General features: G+C 66.3%; 18 protein-coding genes. 16 read left to right on the top strand and 2 right to left on the bottom strand.

The genetic code is table 11. The features are described from left to right. Window position 1 precedes the first annotated feature (1 nt). The 16 genes from EJI01_RS02395 (at window position 2) to EJI01_RS02320 (ending at window position 17679) form a co-directional block, all read left to right on the top strand. Window positions 2-847 carry a phosphatidate cytidylyltransferase gene (locus EJI01_RS02395; protein ID WP_126835497.1) on the top strand — a complete coding sequence of 282 codons (846 nt, stop codon included), beginning with the start codon at window positions 2-4 and terminating at the stop codon, window positions 845-847. Further along, the gene (gene ispC, locus EJI01_RS02390) at window positions 844-2031 is read left to right on the top strand and encodes a 1-deoxy-D-xylulose-5-phosphate reductoisomerase (RefSeq protein ID WP_126835496.1); all 1188 of its coding nucleotides are present in this window, start codon (window positions 844-846) and stop codon (window positions 2029-2031) included. The genes EJI01_RS02395 and ispC overlap by 4 nt, the downstream gene beginning before the upstream one ends. Window positions 2032-2055: 24 nt before the next feature. After that, window positions 2056-3426 carry an RIP metalloprotease RseP gene (rseP, locus tag EJI01_RS02385; protein ID WP_126835495.1) on the top strand — a complete coding sequence of 457 codons (1371 nt, stop codon included), beginning with the start codon at window positions 2056-2058 and terminating at the stop codon, window positions 3424-3426. Window positions 3427-3464: 38 nt separating this feature from the next. After that, on the top strand, window positions 3465-5879 hold the full coding sequence (gene bamA / locus EJI01_RS02380; RefSeq protein WP_126835494.1) for an outer membrane protein assembly factor BamA: 2415 nt from the start codon (window positions 3465-3467) through the stop codon (window positions 5877-5879). Next, entirely contained in the window at window positions 5879-6412 is a 534-nt protein-coding gene (locus EJI01_RS02375) for an OmpH family outer membrane protein (RefSeq protein WP_126835493.1), read from the top strand. Before bamA ends, EJI01_RS02375 begins: the two co-directional genes overlap by 1 nt. A 14-nt stretch (window positions 6413-6426) precedes the next feature. Next, entirely contained in the window at window positions 6427-7413 is a 987-nt protein-coding gene (gene lpxD / locus EJI01_RS02370; protein WP_126835492.1) for a UDP-3-O-(3-hydroxymyristoyl)glucosamine N-acyltransferase, read from the top strand. After that, entirely contained in the window at window positions 7410-7853 is a 444-nt protein-coding gene (fabZ, locus tag EJI01_RS02365; RefSeq protein ID WP_076997069.1) for a 3-hydroxyacyl-ACP dehydratase FabZ, read from the top strand. The genes lpxD and fabZ overlap by 4 nt, the downstream gene beginning before the upstream one ends. Window positions 7854-7866: 13 nt before the next feature. Continuing rightward, complete coding sequence (gene lpxA / locus EJI01_RS02360) at window positions 7867-8655, top strand: acyl-ACP--UDP-N-acetylglucosamine O-acyltransferase (protein WP_126835491.1); 789 nt, start codon at window positions 7867-7869, stop codon at window positions 8653-8655. A gap of 7 nt (window positions 8656-8662) precedes the next feature. Next, complete coding sequence (gene lpxB / locus EJI01_RS02355) at window positions 8663-9808, top strand: lipid-A-disaccharide synthase (protein ID WP_185878787.1); 1146 nt, start codon at window positions 8663-8665, stop codon at window positions 9806-9808. Next, complete coding sequence (rnhB, locus tag EJI01_RS02350; RefSeq protein ID WP_260602276.1) at window positions 9780-10487, top strand: ribonuclease HII; 708 nt, start codon at window positions 9780-9782, stop codon at window positions 10485-10487. The genes lpxB and rnhB overlap by 29 nt, the downstream gene beginning before the upstream one ends. Beyond that, entirely contained in the window at window positions 10484-11263 is a 780-nt protein-coding gene (locus tag EJI01_RS02345; RefSeq protein ID WP_126835490.1) for a TrmH family RNA methyltransferase, read from the top strand. The genes rnhB and EJI01_RS02345 overlap by 4 nt, the downstream gene beginning before the upstream one ends. Before the next feature lie 136 nt (window positions 11264-11399). Continuing rightward, window positions 11400-12599 (top strand): glutamine-hydrolyzing carbamoyl-phosphate synthase small subunit, encoded by a 1200-nt coding sequence (carA, locus tag EJI01_RS02340; RefSeq protein ID WP_126835489.1) that lies wholly within the window; start codon window positions 11400-11402, stop codon window positions 12597-12599. Then, window positions 12592-15828, top strand: coding sequence for a carbamoyl-phosphate synthase large subunit (gene carB / locus EJI01_RS02335; RefSeq protein WP_126835488.1), 3237 nt, complete (start codon window positions 12592-12594; stop codon window positions 15826-15828). Before carA ends, carB begins: the two co-directional genes overlap by 8 nt. Before the next feature lie 8 nt (window positions 15829-15836). Next, the gene (locus EJI01_RS02330) at window positions 15837-16706 is read left to right on the top strand and encodes a Kdo hydroxylase family protein (protein WP_126835487.1); all 870 of its coding nucleotides are present in this window, start codon (window positions 15837-15839) and stop codon (window positions 16704-16706) included. 66 nt (window positions 16707-16772) lie between these two features. Next, window positions 16773-17252, top strand: a complete 480-nt coding sequence (greA, locus tag EJI01_RS02325) for a transcription elongation factor GreA (protein WP_126835486.1) — start codon at window positions 16773-16775, stop codon at window positions 17250-17252. Between the two features lie 10 nt (window positions 17253-17262). Next, complete coding sequence (locus EJI01_RS02320; protein WP_126835485.1) at window positions 17263-17679, top strand: DUF4149 domain-containing protein; 417 nt, start codon at window positions 17263-17265, stop codon at window positions 17677-17679. Here the strand turns inward: EJI01_RS02320 and EJI01_RS02315 are convergent, their stop codons facing one another. Further along, window positions 17680-18444 (bottom strand): glycosyltransferase, encoded by a 765-nt coding sequence (locus tag EJI01_RS02315; RefSeq protein WP_126835484.1) that lies wholly within the window; start codon window positions 18442-18444, stop codon window positions 17680-17682. It abuts the gene before it with no gap. Between the two features lie 2 nt (window positions 18445-18446). Then, entirely contained in the window at window positions 18447-18926 is a 480-nt protein-coding gene (locus tag EJI01_RS02310; RefSeq protein ID WP_126835483.1) for a YhbY family RNA-binding protein, read from the bottom strand. Window positions 18927-18943: the final 17 nt, after the last annotated feature.

Below are 18943 nucleotides of genomic sequence, written 5' to 3'. Positions count from 1 at the left end.
AATGCTCAAACAACGCATCCTCACTGCGATCGTCCTGTTGGCGATCCTGCTGCCGGCGCTTTTCTATCCGTCGCACGTACCTCTTGCCTGCGTGATGCTGGCGCTGATCGCCGCGGCGGCCTGGGAATGGGCGCGGCTCAACGGCTACGGGTCGAGGTTGTCGTTGTTCGTGGGACTGGAGACGTTCGTTCTTTGCGTCCTGTCCTGGTGGTTGGGATTGCTCGAGCAGTCGCTGCTACCGGTCTGGATCTTCGCCAGCGCCGCCTGGGTGCTCGGAGGGGCTGCGCTGCTGCGCGCCGCAGTGCCCGGTTGGCCGCGCGTGCCGAGGGGGCTGCGCCTGGTCGGCGGCCTGCTGGTGCTTTGGGTCGCCTGGCTCGCCGTGGTCAAGGCACGCATGATCGGCATCAACTTCCTGCTGTCGATCCTCGTGCTGGTGTGGGTGGCCGACATCTTTGCGTACTTCGCGGGGCGCGCATTCGGGCTCAGGTTCACGCGCAACAAGCTCGCGCCAGCCATCAGTCCCGGCAAAAGCTGGGAGGGTGTCTGGGGCGGCATGGCTGGTGTCGTCGTCCTGGCCTTGGCCTGGGTCTGGGCCGACGCGGCCGCCCAGCCTGCGGTGGTCAGTCTCTACACGCGGCTGGCCGATCGCGGATGGTGGCTGCTGCTGATCGGCGTCGTTTTTCTGGCGGCGATGAGCGTGGTGGGCGATCTGGTCGAGTCGCTGATCAAGCGCAGCGCCGGCGCCAAGGACAGCAGCGCCCTGCTGCCGGGCCACGGCGGTGTGCTCGATCGCGTCGATGCCTTGCTGCCGACGCTGCCCATTGCCATGATGTTGGCCTTCCTGTGAACACGACAAGACAACGCATCACGGTGCTCGGTTCGACCGGCTCGGTCGGCGTCAGTACGCTCGACGTGATCGCCCGGCATCCCGAGCGCTTCGAGGTGTTCGCGCTCTCGGCTGCGACCAAGGTCGACGAACTGCTGGCCCAGTGCGCGCAGTTTTCGCCGAAGTTTGCGGTCATGGCGAGCCCTGCGCATGCCCGGCTGCTGGCCGACAAGCTGAAGCTGAGCGGCCTGCCCACGCGCGTGCTGCAGGGCGCGGACGCCATCGAGACGATCGCCTCGCACGAGGAATGCGATGCCGTGATGGCCGCCATCGTCGGCGCGGCCGGCCTCGGGCCCTGCCTCGCCGCCGCCCGCGCGGGCAAGCGGCTGCTGCTCGCGAACAAGGAAGCGCTGGTGGTCGGCGGCGAGCTGTTCATGCGCACGGTGCACGAGGGCGGGGCGACGCTGCTTCCCATCGACAGCGAGCATTCGGCGATCTTCCAGTCGCTGCCGGAAGATCCGGCCACCTGGCCGCGGCGCATCGACAAGATCATCCTGACCGCGTCCGGCGGCCCGTTCCGGACCCGTTCGCCCGATACGCTCGGCAGCGTGACGCCCGAGCAGGCCTGCGCGCATCCGAACTGGGTCATGGGTCGCAAGATCTCTGTGGATTCCGCCACCATGATGAACAAGGCGCTCGAGGTGATCGAGGCGCGCCACCTGTTCGGGGTGGCGCCCGAGCAGATCGAGGTCGTGATCCACCCGCAGAGCGTGGTGCATTCGATGGTGCAGTTCACCGACGCCTCGGTGATCGCACAGCTCGGCACGCCCGACATGCGGGTGCCCATCGCAGTCGGGCTGGCCTGGCCCGAGCGCATCCAGAGCGGTGCCGCCAGGCTCGATTTCCGGCAGATGGCAGCGCTGACCTTCGATGCGCCCGACGCGCTGCTGTTCCCCGGCCTCGGGCTCGCCTGGCAGGCGCTGCGCGCCGCCTCTGGTACGACCGCAGTCCTCAATGCGGCCAACGAGGTCGCGGTAGAAGCATTCCTGGATCATCGCCTGCGCTTCGACCGCATCCATGCGGTCAACATGGAAACTTTGGAGGCGGTGCTGCCCTCCAACCCGGCATCGCTGGCCGACCTGCTGGCACTGGATGCCAGCGCCCGGGCTGCTGCCAACGCTGCAGCGCTACGCTTCGCAGCCTGACTTTTCCATACGCCGGGGGTCCCCATGCTCACAGTCGTTGCCTTCATCGTCGCGCTCGGCTTGCTGATCGCGGTGCACGAGTACGGCCACTATCGGGTGGCGGTTGCATGCGGGGTCAAGGTGCTGCGCTTTTCGATCGGCTTCGGCAAGACGCTGTATCGCTGGCAGCCCAAGCGCCAGCACCCGGGGCAGGAAACGGAGTTCGTGATCGCCGCGTTCCCCCTCGGCGGCTATGTGAAGATGCTCGACGAGCGCGAGGGCCCGGTGGTACCCGAGGAACGGCACCGCGCCTTCAACACCCAGCCGCTGCGTTCGCGCGCCGCCATCGTCGCCGCCGGCCCGATCGCCAATCTTCTGCTGGCGGTCGTGCTCTACACCGTAGTCAATTGGATCGGCGTCGAAGAGCCCGTCGCGAAGCTGGGCCGGCCGGTGGCCGCTTCGCTGGCCGAGCAGGCCGGATTGCGGGGCGGCGAGCACATCACGCGCGCCGGTTTCGACGGTGACCTGGAGCCCGTGCAATCCTTCGAAGACCTGCGCTGGCGCATGACGCGCGGTGCGCTCGACGGCCGCGATCTGACGCTCGAAATCGCGGGGGAGGGCACCCGCTCTGCGCGCGAGATCGTGCTGCCGCTGAGTCGCATCGAGGCCAAGGATGCCGACGCGCAGATGTTCCGCAGGATCGGCGTGGTCGCACCGCTGACGCAACCCGAGATCGGCGAGGTGATGGCAGGAGGCGCCGCCGAGCGCTCGGGCCTGCGTCGCGGCGATGTGGTGCGCTCGGTCGGCAGCATGGCCATCGTCGACGGCCAGCAATTGCGCGACGTCATCCGCGCCTCTGTCGATGGCGGCCAGCCGCGCGCGCAGACCTGGGAGATCGAGCGCGGCGGCCAGATGCTCCGCATCGACGTCACGCCGGAGGTGCGCGACGAAGCTGCGACCAAGGTCGGCCGTGTCGGCGCCTATGTCGGTGCGCCACCCGAGATGGTGACGGTGCGGCTGGGCTTGGTGGACGGTGTCTGGCGCGGCGTGATCCGCACCTGGGAGGTGTCGACACTCACCGTGCGCATGCTCGGCAAGATGCTGATCGGCGAAGCCTCGATCAAGAACCTGAGCGGGCCGCTGACGATCGCCGACTACGCGGGCAAGTCCGCCAGCATGGGTCTCACGCAATACCTGGTGTTCCTCGCGCTCATCAGCGTGAGCCTCGGCGTGTTGAACCTCATGCCGCTGCCGGTCCTCGATGGAGGGCACCTGATGTATTATCTTTGGGAGGGCCTGACCGGTAAGAGCGTCTCCGATGCATGGATGGAACGGCTCCAACGCGGGGGTGTCGCGTTGCTGCTGGTCATGATGTCGATCGCACTCTTCAACGATGTGACTCGACTCTTTGGTTAACTTTCTGCCGGCCCATTCCGCGCCGGCTCAATTCACAGATGAACAATAAATTCAGTCGCTTTCGCCTGCGCAGCGTTGCCGCGGTGGTCGCCAGTGCACTCGCCGCCACGGCCGCCTGGGCCGTCGAGCCCTTCACGGTACGCGACATCCGGGTCGAAGGCCTGCAACGGGTGGAGCCCGGCACCATCTTCGCCTCGCTGCCGCTGCGCGTGGGCGACACCTACAGCGACGAGCGCGGCAGCGCCGCCATCCGCGCGCTCTTCGACCTGGGCCTGTTCAAGGATGTGCGCATCGACGTCAGCGGCAACGTGCTGGTGGTGATCGTCGAGGAGCGTCCCACCATCGCCGACGTCGACTTCGTGGGCACCAAGGAGTTCGACAAGGCTGCGCTGCAGAAGGCGCTGCGCGAAGTAGGGCTGGCCGACGGCCGCCCCTACGACAAGGCCCTGGCCGACCGCGCCGAGCAGGAGCTCAAGCGCCAGTACGTCAGCAGGAGCCTCTACAACGCCCAGGTCGTCACCACCGTCACGCCCATCGAGCGCAACCGGGTCAACCTCACCTTCACCGTGACAGAAGGCGAGTCCGCGCGCATCCGCGAAGTGCGCATCGTGGGCAACAAGGCCTTCAGCGAGGGCACGCTACTGGACCTGTTCGACCAGGACGCGGGCGGCTGGATGAGCTGGTACACCAAGAGCAACCAGTACTCGCGCGCCAAGCTCAACGCCGACCTGGAGACTCTGCGCTCCTACTACATCACCCGCGGCTACCTGGAGTTCCGCATCGACTCCACGCAAGTGGCGATCTCGCCGGACCGCCAGGACCTCGCGATCACGGTGAACATCACCGAGGGCGAGAAGTTCGTGGTGGCCGGGGTCAAGCTCGAGGGCAACTACCTCGGGCGCGAGGAGGAGTTCAAGTCGCTGGTGACGATCCAGCCCGGGGAGCCCTACAACGGCGAGCAGGTGACGGAGACCACCAAGGCCTTCACCGACTACTTCGGTACCTTCGGCTATGCGTTCGCGCGGGTACAGGCCGAGCCGGAGATCGATCGCACCAACAACCGGGTGTCGCTGACCTTGAAGGCGGAGCCCTCGCGGCGCGTCTACGTGCGCCGGGTGGCCATCGGGGGCAACAACCGCACGAGGGACGAGGTGATCCGGCGCGAGTTCCGCCAGTACGAGGCGTCCTGGTACGACGGCGACAAGATCAAGCTGTCGCGCGACCGGGTGGACCGCCTGGGCTTCTTCACCGAGGTGAACGTGGAGACGCAGGAGGTGCCGGGCTCTCCCGACCAGGTGGACTTGACGATCAACGTGGCGGAGAAGCCGACGGGCACGCTGCAGCTCGGTGCAGGTTTTTCGAGTGCCGAGAAGGTGTCCTTCACCTTCGGCATCGCGCAGGAGAACGTGTTCGGTTCGGGCAACTACCTGGGCTTGCAGGTCAACACCAGCAAATACAACCGGGCGCTCTCTCTGACGACCACGGATCCGTATTTCACGAAGGACGGCATTTCTCGCACCTTCGGCATCTATCACACGACCACGCGGCCCTATTACAGCGTCGACGGCGACTACCGGCTGGTCAACGAAGGCGCAAGCATCCGCTTCGGCGTGCCGTTCAGCGAGGTCGACACGGTCTTCTTCGGCATCGGATTGGAGCGCTATCGTTTCGATCCGGGCGGCAACGTCGCCTTCCTGACGCCGCAGTCGTACCGGAACTATTTCGGCTGCAGCACCAGCGCGTCGGGCCTTGTCACCGGCTGCACCAACGACAGCGTCTGGGGCGTGCCCTTGACCGTCGGCTGGTCGCGCGACGACCGCGACAGCGCCCTGGTGCCGACCCGCGGACGCCTGCAGCGCGCCAACCTCGAGGTGGGCGTGGGTGGCGACATGAAGTACCTGAAGACCAACTACCAGTACCAGCAGTTCTTTCCGATCACCAAGCAGTACACCTTCGCGATCAACGGCGAGGTCGGCTATGGCAAGGAGTACGGCGGCAAGCAATACCCGATCTTCAAGAACTTCTACGCCGGCGGCCTGGGGTCGGTCCGCGGCTTCGAGCAGAACTCGCTGGGCCCGCGCGACGTGCCGCTGCTGGGGCAAACCGAAGGCGCAGCGGTGGGCGGCACGAAGAAGGCGATCTTCAACGCCGAGCTCAGCACGCCGTTTCCGGGCGCCGGCAACGACCGCACGCTGCGCCTCTACGGCTTCTTCGACATCGGCAACGTGTTCGGCACGCGCGATGCCTTCTCGACCGATGCGCAGTGGAAAGCGGCGAAGAAGCTCCGCGCCTCCGTCGGCCTTGGCATCAGTTGGATCTCGCCGCTGGGGCCGCTGCGCCTGGCCTACGCCGTCCCTGTCAGGCACCAGGATGAAGACTTGACCGACCCGTTGCATCCGATCCCGAAGGATAGAATTCAACGCCTGCAATTCCAGATTGGAACCTCTTTCTAATGAATCCACTGCTTCGCGCCGCCGGTGCGCTGCTGATTCCCGCTTTCGCTCTGGCGGGTGCGCCCGCGCACGCGCAGGAAACCTTTCGCATCGGTTTCGTCAATCCCGATCGGGTGCTGCGTGAAGCGCAGCCGGCCAAGGCCGCGCAGGCGAAGCTCGAGTCAGAATTCCTGAAGCGCGAGAAGGACCTGACGGCGCAGGGCGAAGCACTCAAGGCCGCCTCCGAAAGGTTCGAGCGCGAGGCGCCGACGCTGTCCGAGAGTCAGCGCGTGAGCCGCCAGCGCGCACTGGTCGACCAGGATCGCGACTTCCAGCGCCGCCGCCGCGAGTTTCAGGAAGACCTCAACGCGCGCAAGAACGAAGAGCTGCAGCAGGTCTACGAACGCGCCAACCGCGTGGTCAAGCAAGTGGCCGAGGCCGAGAAGTACGACGCGATCCTGCAGGAAGCGATCTACATCAATCCGAAGCACGACATCACCGAGAAGGTGATCAAGGCGCTGAACGCGTCCACTTCTGCCGGCGGCGGCAAATAGCGCCGCGAACCGGCGTGGCACTGCGGCTAGGCGCAATCGTTGAAGCCCTCGGGGGCGAACTGCAAGGTGACCCCGCGCTGTCGATCGAGCGGCTAGCGCCGCTGGCGACGGCGCAGGCCGATGCGCTCAGCTTCCTGAGTCATCCAAAGTACCGCAAGGAACTCGCCGCCTCGCAGGCCGGCTGCGTTATCGTGTCGCCCGCCATGCGGGAACTCGCGGCGCAGCGCGGCGCCTTCATCGTGACGGCCGACCCGTACCTTTATTTCGCGCAGCTGACCCAGCTCTGGAAGAAGTCTCACGCCAGGCCGGCCGGCGCGCGCATCCATCCGAGCGCGGTGATCGACCCCGATGCGCAGATCGACCCCAGCGCCCTCATCGGCGCGCTGTGCGTGATCGAGCGCGGCGCGCGCATCGGCGCGCAGACGGTGCTGAAGTCCAGGGTAACGGTGAGCGAGGACTGCGTCGTCGGCGCGCGTTGCCTGCTGCATCCCGGCGTGGTCGTCGGCGCCGACGGCTTCGGGCTCGCGCCGCACGAAGGCGCCTGGGTCAAGATCGAGCAGCTCGGCGCGGTGCGCATCGGCGACGACGTGGAGATTGGCGCGAACACCTGCATCGACCGCGGCGCGCTCGAGGACACCGTGATCGAGGACGGCGTCAAGCTCGACAACCTGATCCAGATCGGTCACAACGTCCGCGTCGGCAAGCACACTGCGATGGCGGGCTGTGTCGGCGTGGCGGGCAGCGCGGACATTGGTGCGAACTGCACCATCGGGGGCGGCGCGATTGTGCTCGGCCACCTGAAGCTGGCCGACGGGGTGCACATTTCGGCCGCGACGGTGGTGACCCGGTCCATTCTCAAGCCCGGCCAGTACACCGGCATGTTTCCCATCGACGACAATGCCGCCTGGGAGAAAAACGCCGCCACGCTCAAACAACTGCACGCTCTGCGCGAGCGCCTGAAGGCGCTTGAAAAACCGGTGGTGCAAGACAGAAAATCATGACGCTCGACATCCATCAGATCCTCAAACTACTGCCGCACCGCTACCCCTTCCTGCTGGTAGACCGCGTGCTCGAGATGGAAAAGGGCAAGCGCATCACCGCGCTCAAGAACGTGACCATGAACGAGCCGTTCTTCAACGGCCACTTCCCGCACCGTCCGGTGATGCCTGGCGTGCTGATGCTCGAGGCGATGGCGCAGGCCGCCGCCTTGCTTTCCTTCCACTCGCTGGACATCGTGCCGGACGACAACACCGTGTACTACTTCGCAGCCATCGACGGCGCGCGCTTCAAGCGCCCGGTGGAGCCGGGCGACCAGCTCACGCTCGAGGTCGAGATCGAGCGCATGAAGGCCGGCATCTCGAAGTTCAAGGGGCGCGCGCTGGTCGGCAGCGAGCTGGCCTGCGAGGCCACCTTGATGTGCGCGATGCGCCAGATCAATTGATCGTGCTCGAGGCATGACGCAGGTTCATCCGACGGCCATCATCGACCCCAAGGCCGAACTCGACCCGACGGTCAGTGTCGGCCCCTATGCTGTGATCGGCCCGCATGTGCGGGTCGGCGCCGGCACCACGATTGGGTCGCATTGCGTGATCGAGGGCCGCACCACCATCGGCCGCGACAACCGCATCTTCCAGTTCGCATCGCTGGGCGCCATCCCCCAGGACAAGAAGTACGCGGGCGAGCCGACCGAGCTCGTGATCGGCGACCGCAACACGATCCGCGAGTTCTGCACCTTCAACATCGGCGTACCGGGTGCCGGCGGCGTGACGCGCGTTGGCAGCGACAACTGGATCATGGCCTACACGCACATCGCGCATGACTGCCGCGTCGACGACCACACCACGCTCGCCAACAACACGACGCTCGCGGGGCACGTTCACCTGGCGGACTGGGTGACGGTGGGTGGTCTGACCGGCATCCATCAGTTCGTCTCGGTCGGCGCCCACGCGATGATCGGCTTCGCCAGCGCGGTGGCGCAGGACGTGCCGCCTTTCATGCTGGTCGACGGCAACCCGCTCGCAGTACGCGGCTTCAATGTGGTCGGCCTGCGTCGCCGCGACTTCTCCGCGGCACGGATCGCAGCAGTGAAGCAGATGCACCGGCTGCTCTACCGCCAGGGCAAGACGCTCGAGGAAGCCCGCGCAGGGATCGAGGCGCTGGCCGTCGAGGTGCCCGCATCGGCCGCCGACGTCGCGCTGATGAGCGGCTTCCTGTCCACTGCCACGCGCGGCATCGCGCGTTAGGCGCTGCATGTCCGACACACAGCGGCAGTTCGCACTGGTCGCAGGCGAGCCCTCGGGCGACCTGCTGGCGGGGCTGTTGCTCGATGGCCTGCAGGCGCGCTGGCCGGCCATGAAGTCGATCGGTATCGGCGGCCCGCAGATGCTCGCGCGCGGCTTCGAAAGCTGGTGGCCGCAGGAAAAGCTGGCTGTGCGCGGCTATGTCGAGGTGCTGCGCCACTACGCCGAGATCGCCGGCATCCGGCGCCAGCTCCGCGCCCGGCTGCTGCTCGAGCGGCCCGAACTCTTCATCGGCGTCGATGCGCCGGATTTCAACCTGGATCTCGAAGCAGCCCTGCGGGCCCGCGGCATGAAGACGGCGCATTTCGTCTGCCCTTCGATCTGGGCCTGGCGCCCGGAGCGCGTGCAGAAGCTGCGCACGGCGGCGGACCATGTGCTGTGCATTTTTCCGTTCGAGCCCGCGCTGCTGGCCGAACACGGGATCGAGGCAAGCTACGTCGGCCATCCGATCGCCAATGTGATCCCGATGACGCCCGACCAGGCCGGCACACGCTCCTCGTTGGGACTGGACGCGCATGCGCCGGTCGTCGCCTTGCTGCCGGGCAGCCGGCGTTCGGAGATCCACTACCTCGCTGCTAGCTTTTTCGAAGCGGCCGCGTTGATGCTGCGCGCCCGGCCTGAACTCCAGTTCATCGTCCCCGTGCTGCCGGGCCTTCGGGACCAGGTCGAGCAACTGCTGCAGGCCAGCGGCATGGCCGGCCGCGTGAAACTGCTCGACGGCCGTTCGCACGCCGCGCTCGCGGCCTGCGACGCCACCCTGATTGCCAGCGGAACCGCGACGCTCGAAGCCGCGCTGTTCAAGCGGCCGATGGTGATTGCCTACAACATGAATCGGCTGTCGTGGGCGCTCATGCGCCGCAAGCAGCTGCAGCCCTGGGTGGGCCTGCCGAACATCCTGTGCGGCGAGTTCGTCGTGCCCGAGCTGCTGCAGGAGGCGGCGACCCCGCAGGCGATGGCCGATGCGACGCTCGCCTGGCTCGCTTCCCCGGACAAGGTTCACGCCTTGCAACAACGTTTTTGCACGCTGCATGCCGAATTGCAGCGCGATACGCCGACACTGTGCGCCGATGCGATCCAGAAAGTTCTTGAAGGCTGAGCAGGCCAGGCTGGCGTGGGATGCGCCCGGGCTTTTGGCCGGCGTCGACGAGGCTGGCCGCGGCCCGCTGGCCGGGCCGGTCGTGGCCGCGGCCGTGATCCTCGACGACCTGCGGCCGATCCGCGGGCTGGCCGATTCGAAGACCCTGACCGCGCTGCAGCGCGAGCGCCTGAACGACCAGATCCTGGCCAAGGCGCTGTGCTGCTCGGTCGCCCAGGCCAGTGTCGAGGAGATCGACACCCACAACATCCTGCAGGCCACGATGCTCGCCATGCGGCGGGCGGTCGAAGGGCTGCGGCTCAAGCCGGCCAAGGTGTTGGTGGACGGCAACCGGCTGCCCACGCTCGACGTGCTGGCCGAGGCCGTCATCGGAGGCGACGCGCGGGTCAAGGCGATCTCGGCTGCCTCGATCCTGGCCAAGGTGCACCGCGACAGGCTCTGCCAGGATCTGCATGCCGAATTCCCGCACTACGGCTTCGCAGGCCATAAAGGCTACGGCACGCCCGAGCACCTTGAGGCGCTGCTGCGTCACGGCGCTTGCGTGCACCACCGCAGATCCTTCAGCCCGGTCGCTGCCGTGCTCGCAGGCGCGGCGGGGCAGGCGGAGCCCATCACGGCGGCGATGCTGAGCGGGATGGTCGCGGAAACCACCCAGATCGAGGTGCGGATCTCCCAATGACCGCGGACGAGGTCAGCCACATCACGTCGCGGGACAACCCGCTCCTGAAGGAACTGCGCAAGCTGGCGCATGACCCGGGCGCCTACCGCAAGGCGGGCCGCATCTGGCTCGAGGGCGATCACCTCTGCCGGGCGGCGCGCGAGCGCGGCGTCCGGCCGGCCGTGGCGGTCTTTGCCGAGTCGCTGTGGCCTTCGGCGCGCTCCGAATGGAGCGGGGCGGCGGCCAAGACCGTGGTGCTGGCCGACGCCTTGCTCGCCGGCGTGAGCGGCCTGGAATCCCCCGCCCCGATGGGCTTCGTGCTCGATCTGCCGGCGCCATCGCCGCTCGCGCCCGATGCACCCACGGTAGTGCTCGACCGCCTGCAAGACGCCGGCAATGTCGGCTCCATCCTGCGCAGCGCGGCGGCCTTCGGCTTCGGCCAGGTGATTGCGCTCAAGGGCACTGCTGCGCTGTGGGCGCCCAAGGTCCTGCGCGCCGGCATGGGCGCCCACTTCGGACTGCGGCTGATCGAGGGCGCGGACGTCGAGATGCTCGATGCGCTGGCCGTGCCCTGGATCGCCACCAGTTCGCACCATGGCGACTGGCTGCATCGCACGCAGCTGCCGTACCCTTGCGCCTGGCTGATGGGGCACGAAGGGCAGGGCGTCTCCGCCGTCCTGGAGGCGCGCGCGGCCCGGCAGGTGCGCATTGCGCAGCCGGGTGGCGAGGAGTCGCTCAACGTCGCGGCGGCGGCGGCGATCTGCCTGCATGCGAGTGCCGCCGCGGCCAAGGGATAAGCCTGCGCCGGCTATAATCAAGGGCTTTCCCGCTCACACCCCGCCCACAGCGCACGCAAGCCAACTCCTCGACGAAAGTCGCAGCCCAAAGTCACTTCTTGGGTTCGCTTTGGGCGTCATCCATCCGGAGATCCCAGTGCTTTTGTCTCTCAAGGGAAATTTCCCGCCCGCCATCCTGGCGCTTGCAGACGGCACGGTCTTTCTCGGCAACTCGATCGGCGCCCAAGGCGCCACCACCGGCGAAGTGGTGTTCAACACCGCCATGACCGGTTACCAGGAAATCCTGACCGACCCGAGCTATTGCCAGCAGATCGTGACGCTCACGTATCCGCACATCGGCAACTACGGCGTCAACGAGGAAGACATCGAGGCCGACAAGATCCATGCCGCGGGCTTGATCATCAAGGACCTGCCGCTGCTCGCGTCCAACTTCCGCATGACCGCGACGCTCACCGATTACCTGGTGCGCGGCAATACGGTCGCCATCGCGAACATCGACACGCGCAAGCTCACGCGCCATCTGCGCACGAACGGTGCCCAGAACGGCTGCATCCTCGGCCTCGCAGCGGGCGAAAGCGTGACGCAGGCGCTGATCGACAAGGCGGTGGCCAGTGCCAAGGCTGCACCCAGCATGTCCGGCCTCGATCTGGCCAAGGTGGTGTCGGTCAAGCAGACCTACGAATGGACGCAGACCGAGTGGAAACTCGTGCATGTGGACGGCAAGCCGGGCTACGGCGTGCAGATCACGCCCAAGTTCCACGTCGTTGCCTTCGACTACGGCGTCAAGAAGAACATCCTGCGCATGATCGCCCAGCGCGGCGCGCGCATCACGGTGGTGCCGGCCCAGACGCCCGCGGCCGACGTGCTCAAGCTGCGTCCGGACGGGGTCTTCCTGGCCAACGGCCCGGGCGACCCCGAGCCCTGCGACTACGCGATCGAAGCCACGCGCGAGTTGATCGAAACCGGCATTCCGGTCTTCGGCATCTGCCTCGGCCACCAAATCATGGCGCTCGCCTCTGGCGCGAAGACCTTCAAGATGAAGTTCGGCCACCATGGCGCCAACCATCCCGTGAAAGACCTGGACAACGGCCGCGTGAGCATCACCAGCCAGAACCACGGTTTCGCGGTCGACGAAAAGACGCTGCCTGCCAACCTGCGGCCGACCCACATCAGTCTGTTCGACAACACGCTGCAAGGCCTGGCGCGCACCGACAAGCCGGCCTTCTGCTTCCAGGGCCACCCCGAGGCCTCGCCCGGGCCGCACGACATCGGCTACCTGTTCGACCGCTTCACGGCACTCATGCAAAGTCACAAAGAAGGACAGAAGAATGCCTAAGCGTACCGACCTCCAAAGCGTTCTCATCATCGGCGCCGGCCCGATCATCATCGGCCAGGCCTGCGAGTTCGACTACTCCGGCGTACAGGCCTGCAAGGCGCTGCGCGAGGAGGGCTACAAGGTCATCCTGATCAACAGCAACCCCGCGACGATCATGACCGACCCAGCCACGGCCGACGTCATCTACATCGAGCCGATCACCTGGCAGACGGTCGAGAAGATCATCGCCAAGGAGCGGCCTGACGCGATCCTGCCGACCATGGGCGGGCAGACTGCACTCAACTGCGCGCTCGATCTCTGGCGCAACGGCGTGCTCGACAAGTACAAGGTCGAGCTGATCGGCGCCACGCCCGAGGCCATCGACAAGGCCGAAGACAGGCTGAAGTTCAAGGACGCAATGACCAAGATCGGCCTGGGCTCGGCGCGCTCGGGCATCGCCCACTCGCTCGACGAAGCCTGGGCGGTGCAGAAGACGGTCGGCTTCCCGGTGGTCATCCGCCCCAGCTTCACGCTCGGCGGCACCGGCGGCGGCATCGCCTACAACCCGGAAGAGTTCGAGACCATCTGCAAGCGCGGCCTGGAAGCCTCGCCGACCAACGAACTGCTGATCGAAGAGTCGCTGCTCGGCTGGAAAGAGTACGAGATGGAAGTGGTGCGCGACAAGGCGGACAACTGCATCATCGTCTGCTCGATCGAGAACCTCGATCCGATGGGCGTGCACACCGGCGACTCGATCACGGTCGCCCCTGCCCAGACCCTGTCGGACAAGGAATACCAGATCCTGCGCAACGCCTCGCTGGCCGTTCTGCGCGAGATCGGCGTCGACACCGGCGGCTCCAACGTGCAGTTCTCGATCAATCCGAAGGACGGCCGCATGGTCGTGATCGAGATGAACCCGCGCGTTTCGCGCTCCTCCGCGCTGGCCTCCAAGGCCACCGGGTTCCCTATCGCCAAGGTTGCGGCCAAGCTGGCCGTGGGCTACACGCTCGACGAACTGCGCAACGAGATCACCGGCGGCGCCACGCCCGCGAGCTTCGAGCCCAGCATCGACTACGTGGTCACGAAGATTCCGCGCTTCGCCTTCGAGAAATTCCCGCAGGCCGATTCGCGCCTGACGACCCAGATGAAGTCGGTGGGCGAGGTGATGGCCATGGGCCGGACTTTCCAGGAGTCGTTCCAGAAGGCGCTGCGCGGCCTGGAAGTCGGCGTCGACGGCCTCAACGAGAAGACGCAGGACCGCGAAGTGCTCGAGAAAGAGCTCGGCGAACCCGGCCCCGACCGCATCTGGTACGTCGGCGATGCCTTCGCCATGGGCCTCTCCGTCGATGAAGTGTTCGCGCTGACCAAGATCGACCCGTGGTTCCTGGTCCAGATCGAGGAGATCGTGAAGATCGAGCTCGAACTCGAGACCAAGTCGCTGGACGACATCGACAAGAACACCTTGCTCGCGCTGAAGAAGAAGGGCTTTTCGGACCGCCGTCTCGCCAGGCAGCTCAAGACCACCGACACCGCGGTCCGCGAGAAGCGCCGCGCGCTCGGCGTGCGCCCGGTCTACAAGCGGGTCGACACCTGCGCGGCCGAGTTTGCGACTAATACCGCCTACATGTACTCGACCTACGAGGACGAGTGCGAAGCCGCGCCGACGGACAGGAAGAAGATCATGGTGCTCGGCGGCGGTCCCAACCGCATCGGCCAGGGCATCGAGTTCGACTACTGCTGCGTGCACGCCGCGCTTGCGATGCGCGAGGACGGCTACGAGACCATCATGGTCAACTGCAATCCCGAGACCGTCTCGACCGACTACGACACCAGCGACCGCCTGTACTTCGAGCCGCTCACACTCGAGGACGTGCTCGAGATCGTCGACAAGGAAAAGCCCACCGGCGTGATCGTGCAGTACGGCGGCCAGACGCCGCTGAAGCTCGCGCTCGATCTCGAAGCCAACGGCGTGCCGATCATCGGCACCAGCCCCGACATGATCGATGCGGCCGAAGACCGCGAGCGTTTCCAGAAGCTGCTGCACGAACTCCAACTGCGCCAGCCGCCGAACGCGACCGCGCGCACCGAAGCCGAGGCGCTCGAGAAGGCCGCTCAGCTGGGCTATCCGCTGGTGGTGCGCCCGAGCTATGTACTCGGCGGCCGCGCGATGGAGATCGTGCACGAGCAGCGCGACCTCGAGCGCTACATGCGCGAAGCCGTCAAGGTCAGCAACGATTCGCCGGTGCTGCTGGACCGCTTCCTGAACGACGCCGTCGAATGCGACGTCGACTGCCTGCGCGATGCCGAGGGCAACACCCTGATCGGCGGCGTGATGGAGCACATCGAACAGGCCGGCGTGCACTCTGGCGACTCTGCCTGCTCGCTGCCGCCTTACAGCCTCAAGGCCGACACCGTGGCCGAGCTCAAGCGGCAAAGCGCCGCCATGGCCAAGGCCCTCAACGTCGTCGGCCTCATGAACGTGCAGTTCGCGATACAGGAGAAGGGCGGCCAGGACGTGATCTATGTGCTCGAGGTGAATCCGCGCGCCTCGCGCACGGTGCCCTACGTGAGCAAGGCCACCGGCATTCAGCTGGCCAAGGTGGCGGCGCGCTGCATGGCGGGCCAGTCGCTGGTGGCGCAGGGCGTCACGCGCGAAGTCACGCCCCCATACTTCAGCGTCAAGGAAGCGGTCTTCCCCTTCGTCAAATTCCCCGGCGTGGACACCATTCTTGGCCCCGAGATGAAGTCGACCGGCGAAGTGATGGGCGTGGGCAAGACCTTCGGCGAGGCCTTCGTGAAGTCGCAGCTCGGCGCCGGCACGCACCTGCCGAAGTCGGGCAAGGTCTTCATCTCTGTCAAGAACAACGACAAGGCACGCGCGGTCGAGGTGGCGCGCGGCCTGGCTGCGCTGGGCTTCGAACTGATCGCGACCAAGGGCACTGCCGCTGCCATCAACGCGGCCGGCATCGCCTGCGCCGTGGTGAACAAGGTCACCGAGGGCCGGCCGCACATCGTCGACATGATCAAGAACAACGAGATCGCGCTGGTCATCAACACTGTGGAAGAGCGCCGCAACGCGATCACCGACTCGCGCCAGATCCGCACCTCGGCGCTGCTGGCCCGCGTGACCACCTTCACCACCATCTTCGGCGCCGAGGCCGCGGTCGAAGGCATGCGGCACATGGACGAACTCGACGTGATCTCGATCCAGGAGATGCACGCGCAACTCGCGCAGTTCGCACTCGCCTGAGGCGGTCGATGGAAACGCAGCTCGTCGAACTCGACCTGGCGGACTGGAACGGCGCTGCACCGAACGAGGCGTGGATCGCCGCGCTCGAAGCCGGCAAGGTGCTGTACTTCCCGCGGCTGGGCTTCGACGTGCTGCCGGAAGAGCGCGCCTTGCTGTCGCCCGCCGTGTTGTCGCCCGACGTGCGAAACATCAGCCTGGATGCCAACGGCCGCTTGAAAGGCGTGGTGGGCGACGAGAACATGCAGCGCGCCGTGGCGGCGATGGTCGGGCGTTTTCGTACGCAGGCGCAGCAACTGATCCACGGCTTGCTGCCGCACTACACGCCGGCCCTGCGGCTGGCGCCGACCAGCTACCGCCCGGCGCAGGTGGAAACACGCGTCCAGTCCTGGCGGGCCGACGATCGGCGGCTTCATATCGACTCGTTCCCGTCGCGTCCCAATTACGGCGAGCGCATCCTGCGCGTGTTCACCAACGTCAATCCCGAGGGCGCCCCGCGCGTCTGGCGGGTCGGCGAGCCCTTCGAGGCCGTGGCGAAGCGCTTCCTGCCGCGCGCCAAGCCCTACTCGCGCTGGCAGGCCCGCCTGCTGCGGGCGCTGCGCGTCACCAAGTCCTTGCGCAGCGAATACGACCATCTGATGCTGCAGTTGCACGACGGCATGAAGTCCGACCTGGAATACCAGACGAACGCCCAGCAGCAGACCGTCGCCTTCCCGGCCGGATCGGTATGGGTGTGCTTCTCGGACCAGACCTCGCATGCCGTGATGTCCGGCCAGTACATGCTCGAGCAGACGCTGCACCTGCCCGCCGCAAGGCAATACAATCCCGATTCGAGCCCGCTCGCCATCCTGAGCCGGCTCACTGGACGTCAACTCGTCTGATCATTTCCCTTCCATGAACCGCCGAACGGCAGCGTTCGGCGGTTTCGCTTTCTGGAGAGACAAAACATGGCCACCACCATCCCGATTACCAAGCGCGGCGCGGAGAAACTCCGTGACGAGCTGCAACGACTGAAGTCCGTCGAGCGGCCTGCCATCATCACGGCGATCGCCGATGCCCGCGCCCAGGGCGACCTCAGCGAGAACGCGGACTACGACGCCGCCAAGGAGCGCCAAGGCTGGATCGAAGGCCGCATCAAGCAGGTCGAGGGCATGCTCTCGAATGCCCAGATCATCGATCCTTCGGACCTCGATGCGGGCGGCAAGATCGTCTTCGGCTCCACCGTGGAACTCGAGGATGAGCACACGGGCGAGGCCGTGAAGTACCAGATCGTCGGCGAGGATGAAGCAGACCTGAAGCTGGGTCTCATCAACGTCTCCAGCCCGATCGCTCGCGCGTTGATCGGCAAGGAGGAGGGCGACACCGCCGAGGTGCAGGCGCCGGGTGGCGTCAAGCGCTACGAGATCGTCGGCGTCAGCTACCTCTGATTCGCCCTTCGTGAAAGACCGCCTCGCGCTGCTCCTGGCCGCCCTCTGGTGGGGCAGCCTGACGACGATCGGCTTTCTGGTCGTGCCGATGCTGTTCGCCCAACTCGGCAATCCGAGCCTCGCGGGCAATTTCGCGGGACGGCTGTTCGCGGCCCAAAGCTGGGTTGCGCTGGCCTGCGGGCTGGCGCTTTTGACCTATTTCAGGTCGAAGGTCCAGGAGGATCTCGCGGACAGGTCGTCACGTACTGCGGTCGGTTGGATCGTTGTGGCGCTGCTGCTGGCCCTGCTGCAGGAATACGCGGTCGCGCCTCGGATCCTCGCGCGCGAAAACCTTCGCCTTTGGCACTCGCTCGGCAGTGCCATGTACCTCGGCCAGTGGCTGTGCGCCGGCGTGCTGCTCTGGCGCATGGGGCGCCGCCTCGATTGATCAGGCCTTCCAGAAGCTGGTGATCCAGCGCGCCGGCCGGATGAAGCGGAAGCGCCGGTTGCGCCGCCCCGCCAGCGCGTCCGGCGGATTGCATTCCCCGTGGAACACCATGATCCGCGCGCCCTCGGGCACGAAAGGCTCGCGCCAATAGTTGGTGGGCCAGGTCGGAATGCCGTGGTACTTGAAGCTCGGGCACCATTCGGCGGGCCAGTAGGCGAGCTTGCCCTTGCGGTCCATGAAGTCCGACAGGTACGCCTGCTCGTTGCGATATTCGGCCTGCACCGCGTCCATGTTCTGGCGGAAATGCGCCAGCACGTCGGGGTGTGCACCCAGCTCGAAGCGGTATACCGACGAGTTGCCGGTGATGCGCCGGCGCCGCCAGGGCCGGGCGTAGTCATGGATGATCAGGAACTCGCCCGGATGCTCGAAAAAGGCGTCCAGGCTGCCTACGACGACCACGTCGAGATCGATGAAAAGCGCGCGGCCCCTCAGGCCGTAGAGGTCCTGCTCGAAGGTGGTCAGCTTCTTCCAGGCGCGGTCCGCCTGTCCCGGCTTGAGCTCGAGGTCGAGCGGCGGGATCGGAAAGCACTGGACCTCGCTGCGGATGCCTTGGCTGTTGTCGGTCAGGCAGACGAAGTTGAAGTCGCCGCGGAGGTGGCGCCGCACCATCGCATAGAGGCGGTTGACGTACTCGGCGCCGTACTTGGTGCCCCATTTCATGCAGAGGATGTGACGCTGCGGCGCTGCCGTCGGCTCGATCGGCATCCTCAGTCCGCCTGGCGACGTTTCTTGACCGACAGCGGCTTCTTGGCCTTGGCGCGCTTAATGGTGCCGCCGGGCGTCAGCCGCTGGTTGCCGAGCACGCGCAGGGTCTTGATCTCCGGGCGCTGTCCTCCGCGCTTGCTGTACTTGATCACCTTGACGTCGCGCGGACCCGGCATGCGGTCTTCGTCGATCTCGCGCTCTTTTTCGGGAATGGGGCGCCAGAGCACGAGCAGCTTGCCGATGTGCTGGATCGGCGCCGCGTTCAGTTCGTCGGCCAGGGTCTGGAGCATGGCTTCACGGGCGGGCCGGTCGTCGGAGAAAACGCGTACCTTGATGAGGCCGTGAGCCTTGAGCGCGGCATCGGCTTCTTTCCTGACGGCTGGTGTGAGCCCGTCGCCGCCGATCATGACGATCGGGTCCAGATGGTGCGCTTCGGAGCGGTGCACCTTGCGCTGCGCAGGGGTAAGTTGAATGGCGGGCATCCCCGTATTATCGAGCG

It is taken from the genome of Variovorax sp. MHTC-1, assembly GCF_003984645.1.
Lineage (GTDB): Bacteria > Pseudomonadota > Gammaproteobacteria > Burkholderiales > Burkholderiaceae_C > Variovorax.
This window is presented reverse-complemented; position numbering and strand designations above follow the sequence as displayed.

Coding starts and splice junctions, on each gene's coding strand:
- EJI01_RS02395 (WP_126835497.1), top strand. CDS start 2: ATGCTCAAACAACGCATCCTCACTGCGATCGTCCTGTTGGCGATCCTG.
- rseP (WP_126835495.1), top strand. CDS start 2,056: ATGCTCACAGTCGTTGCCTTCATCGTCGCGCTCGGCTTGCTGATCGCG.
- bamA (WP_126835494.1), top strand. CDS start 3,465: ATGAACAATAAATTCAGTCGCTTTCGCCTGCGCAGCGTTGCCGCGGTG.
- EJI01_RS02375 (WP_126835493.1), top strand. CDS start 5,879: ATGAATCCACTGCTTCGCGCCGCCGGTGCGCTGCTGATTCCCGCTTTC.
- fabZ (WP_076997069.1), top strand. CDS start 7,410: ATGACGCTCGACATCCATCAGATCCTCAAACTACTGCCGCACCGCTAC.
- lpxA (WP_126835491.1), top strand. CDS start 7,867: ATGACGCAGGTTCATCCGACGGCCATCATCGACCCCAAGGCCGAACTC.
- lpxB (WP_185878787.1), top strand. CDS start 8,663: ATGTCCGACACACAGCGGCAGTTCGCACTGGTCGCAGGCGAGCCCTCG.
- rnhB (WP_260602276.1), top strand. CDS start 9,780: ATGCGATCCAGAAAGTTCTTGAAGGCTGAGCAGGCCAGGCTGGCGTGG.
- EJI01_RS02345 (WP_126835490.1), top strand. CDS start 10,484: ATGACCGCGGACGAGGTCAGCCACATCACGTCGCGGGACAACCCGCTC.
- carB (WP_126835488.1), top strand. CDS start 12,592: ATGCCTAAGCGTACCGACCTCCAAAGCGTTCTCATCATCGGCGCCGGC.
- EJI01_RS02330 (WP_126835487.1), top strand. CDS start 15,837: ATGGAAACGCAGCTCGTCGAACTCGACCTGGCGGACTGGAACGGCGCT.
- greA (WP_126835486.1), top strand. CDS start 16,773: ATGGCCACCACCATCCCGATTACCAAGCGCGGCGCGGAGAAACTCCGT.
- EJI01_RS02315 (WP_126835484.1), bottom strand. CDS start 18,444: ATGCCGATCGAGCCGACGGCAGCGCCGCAGCGTCACATCCTCTGCATG.
- EJI01_RS02310 (WP_126835483.1), bottom strand. CDS start 18,926: ATGCCCGCCATTCAACTTACCCCTGCGCAGCGCAAGGTGCACCGCTCC.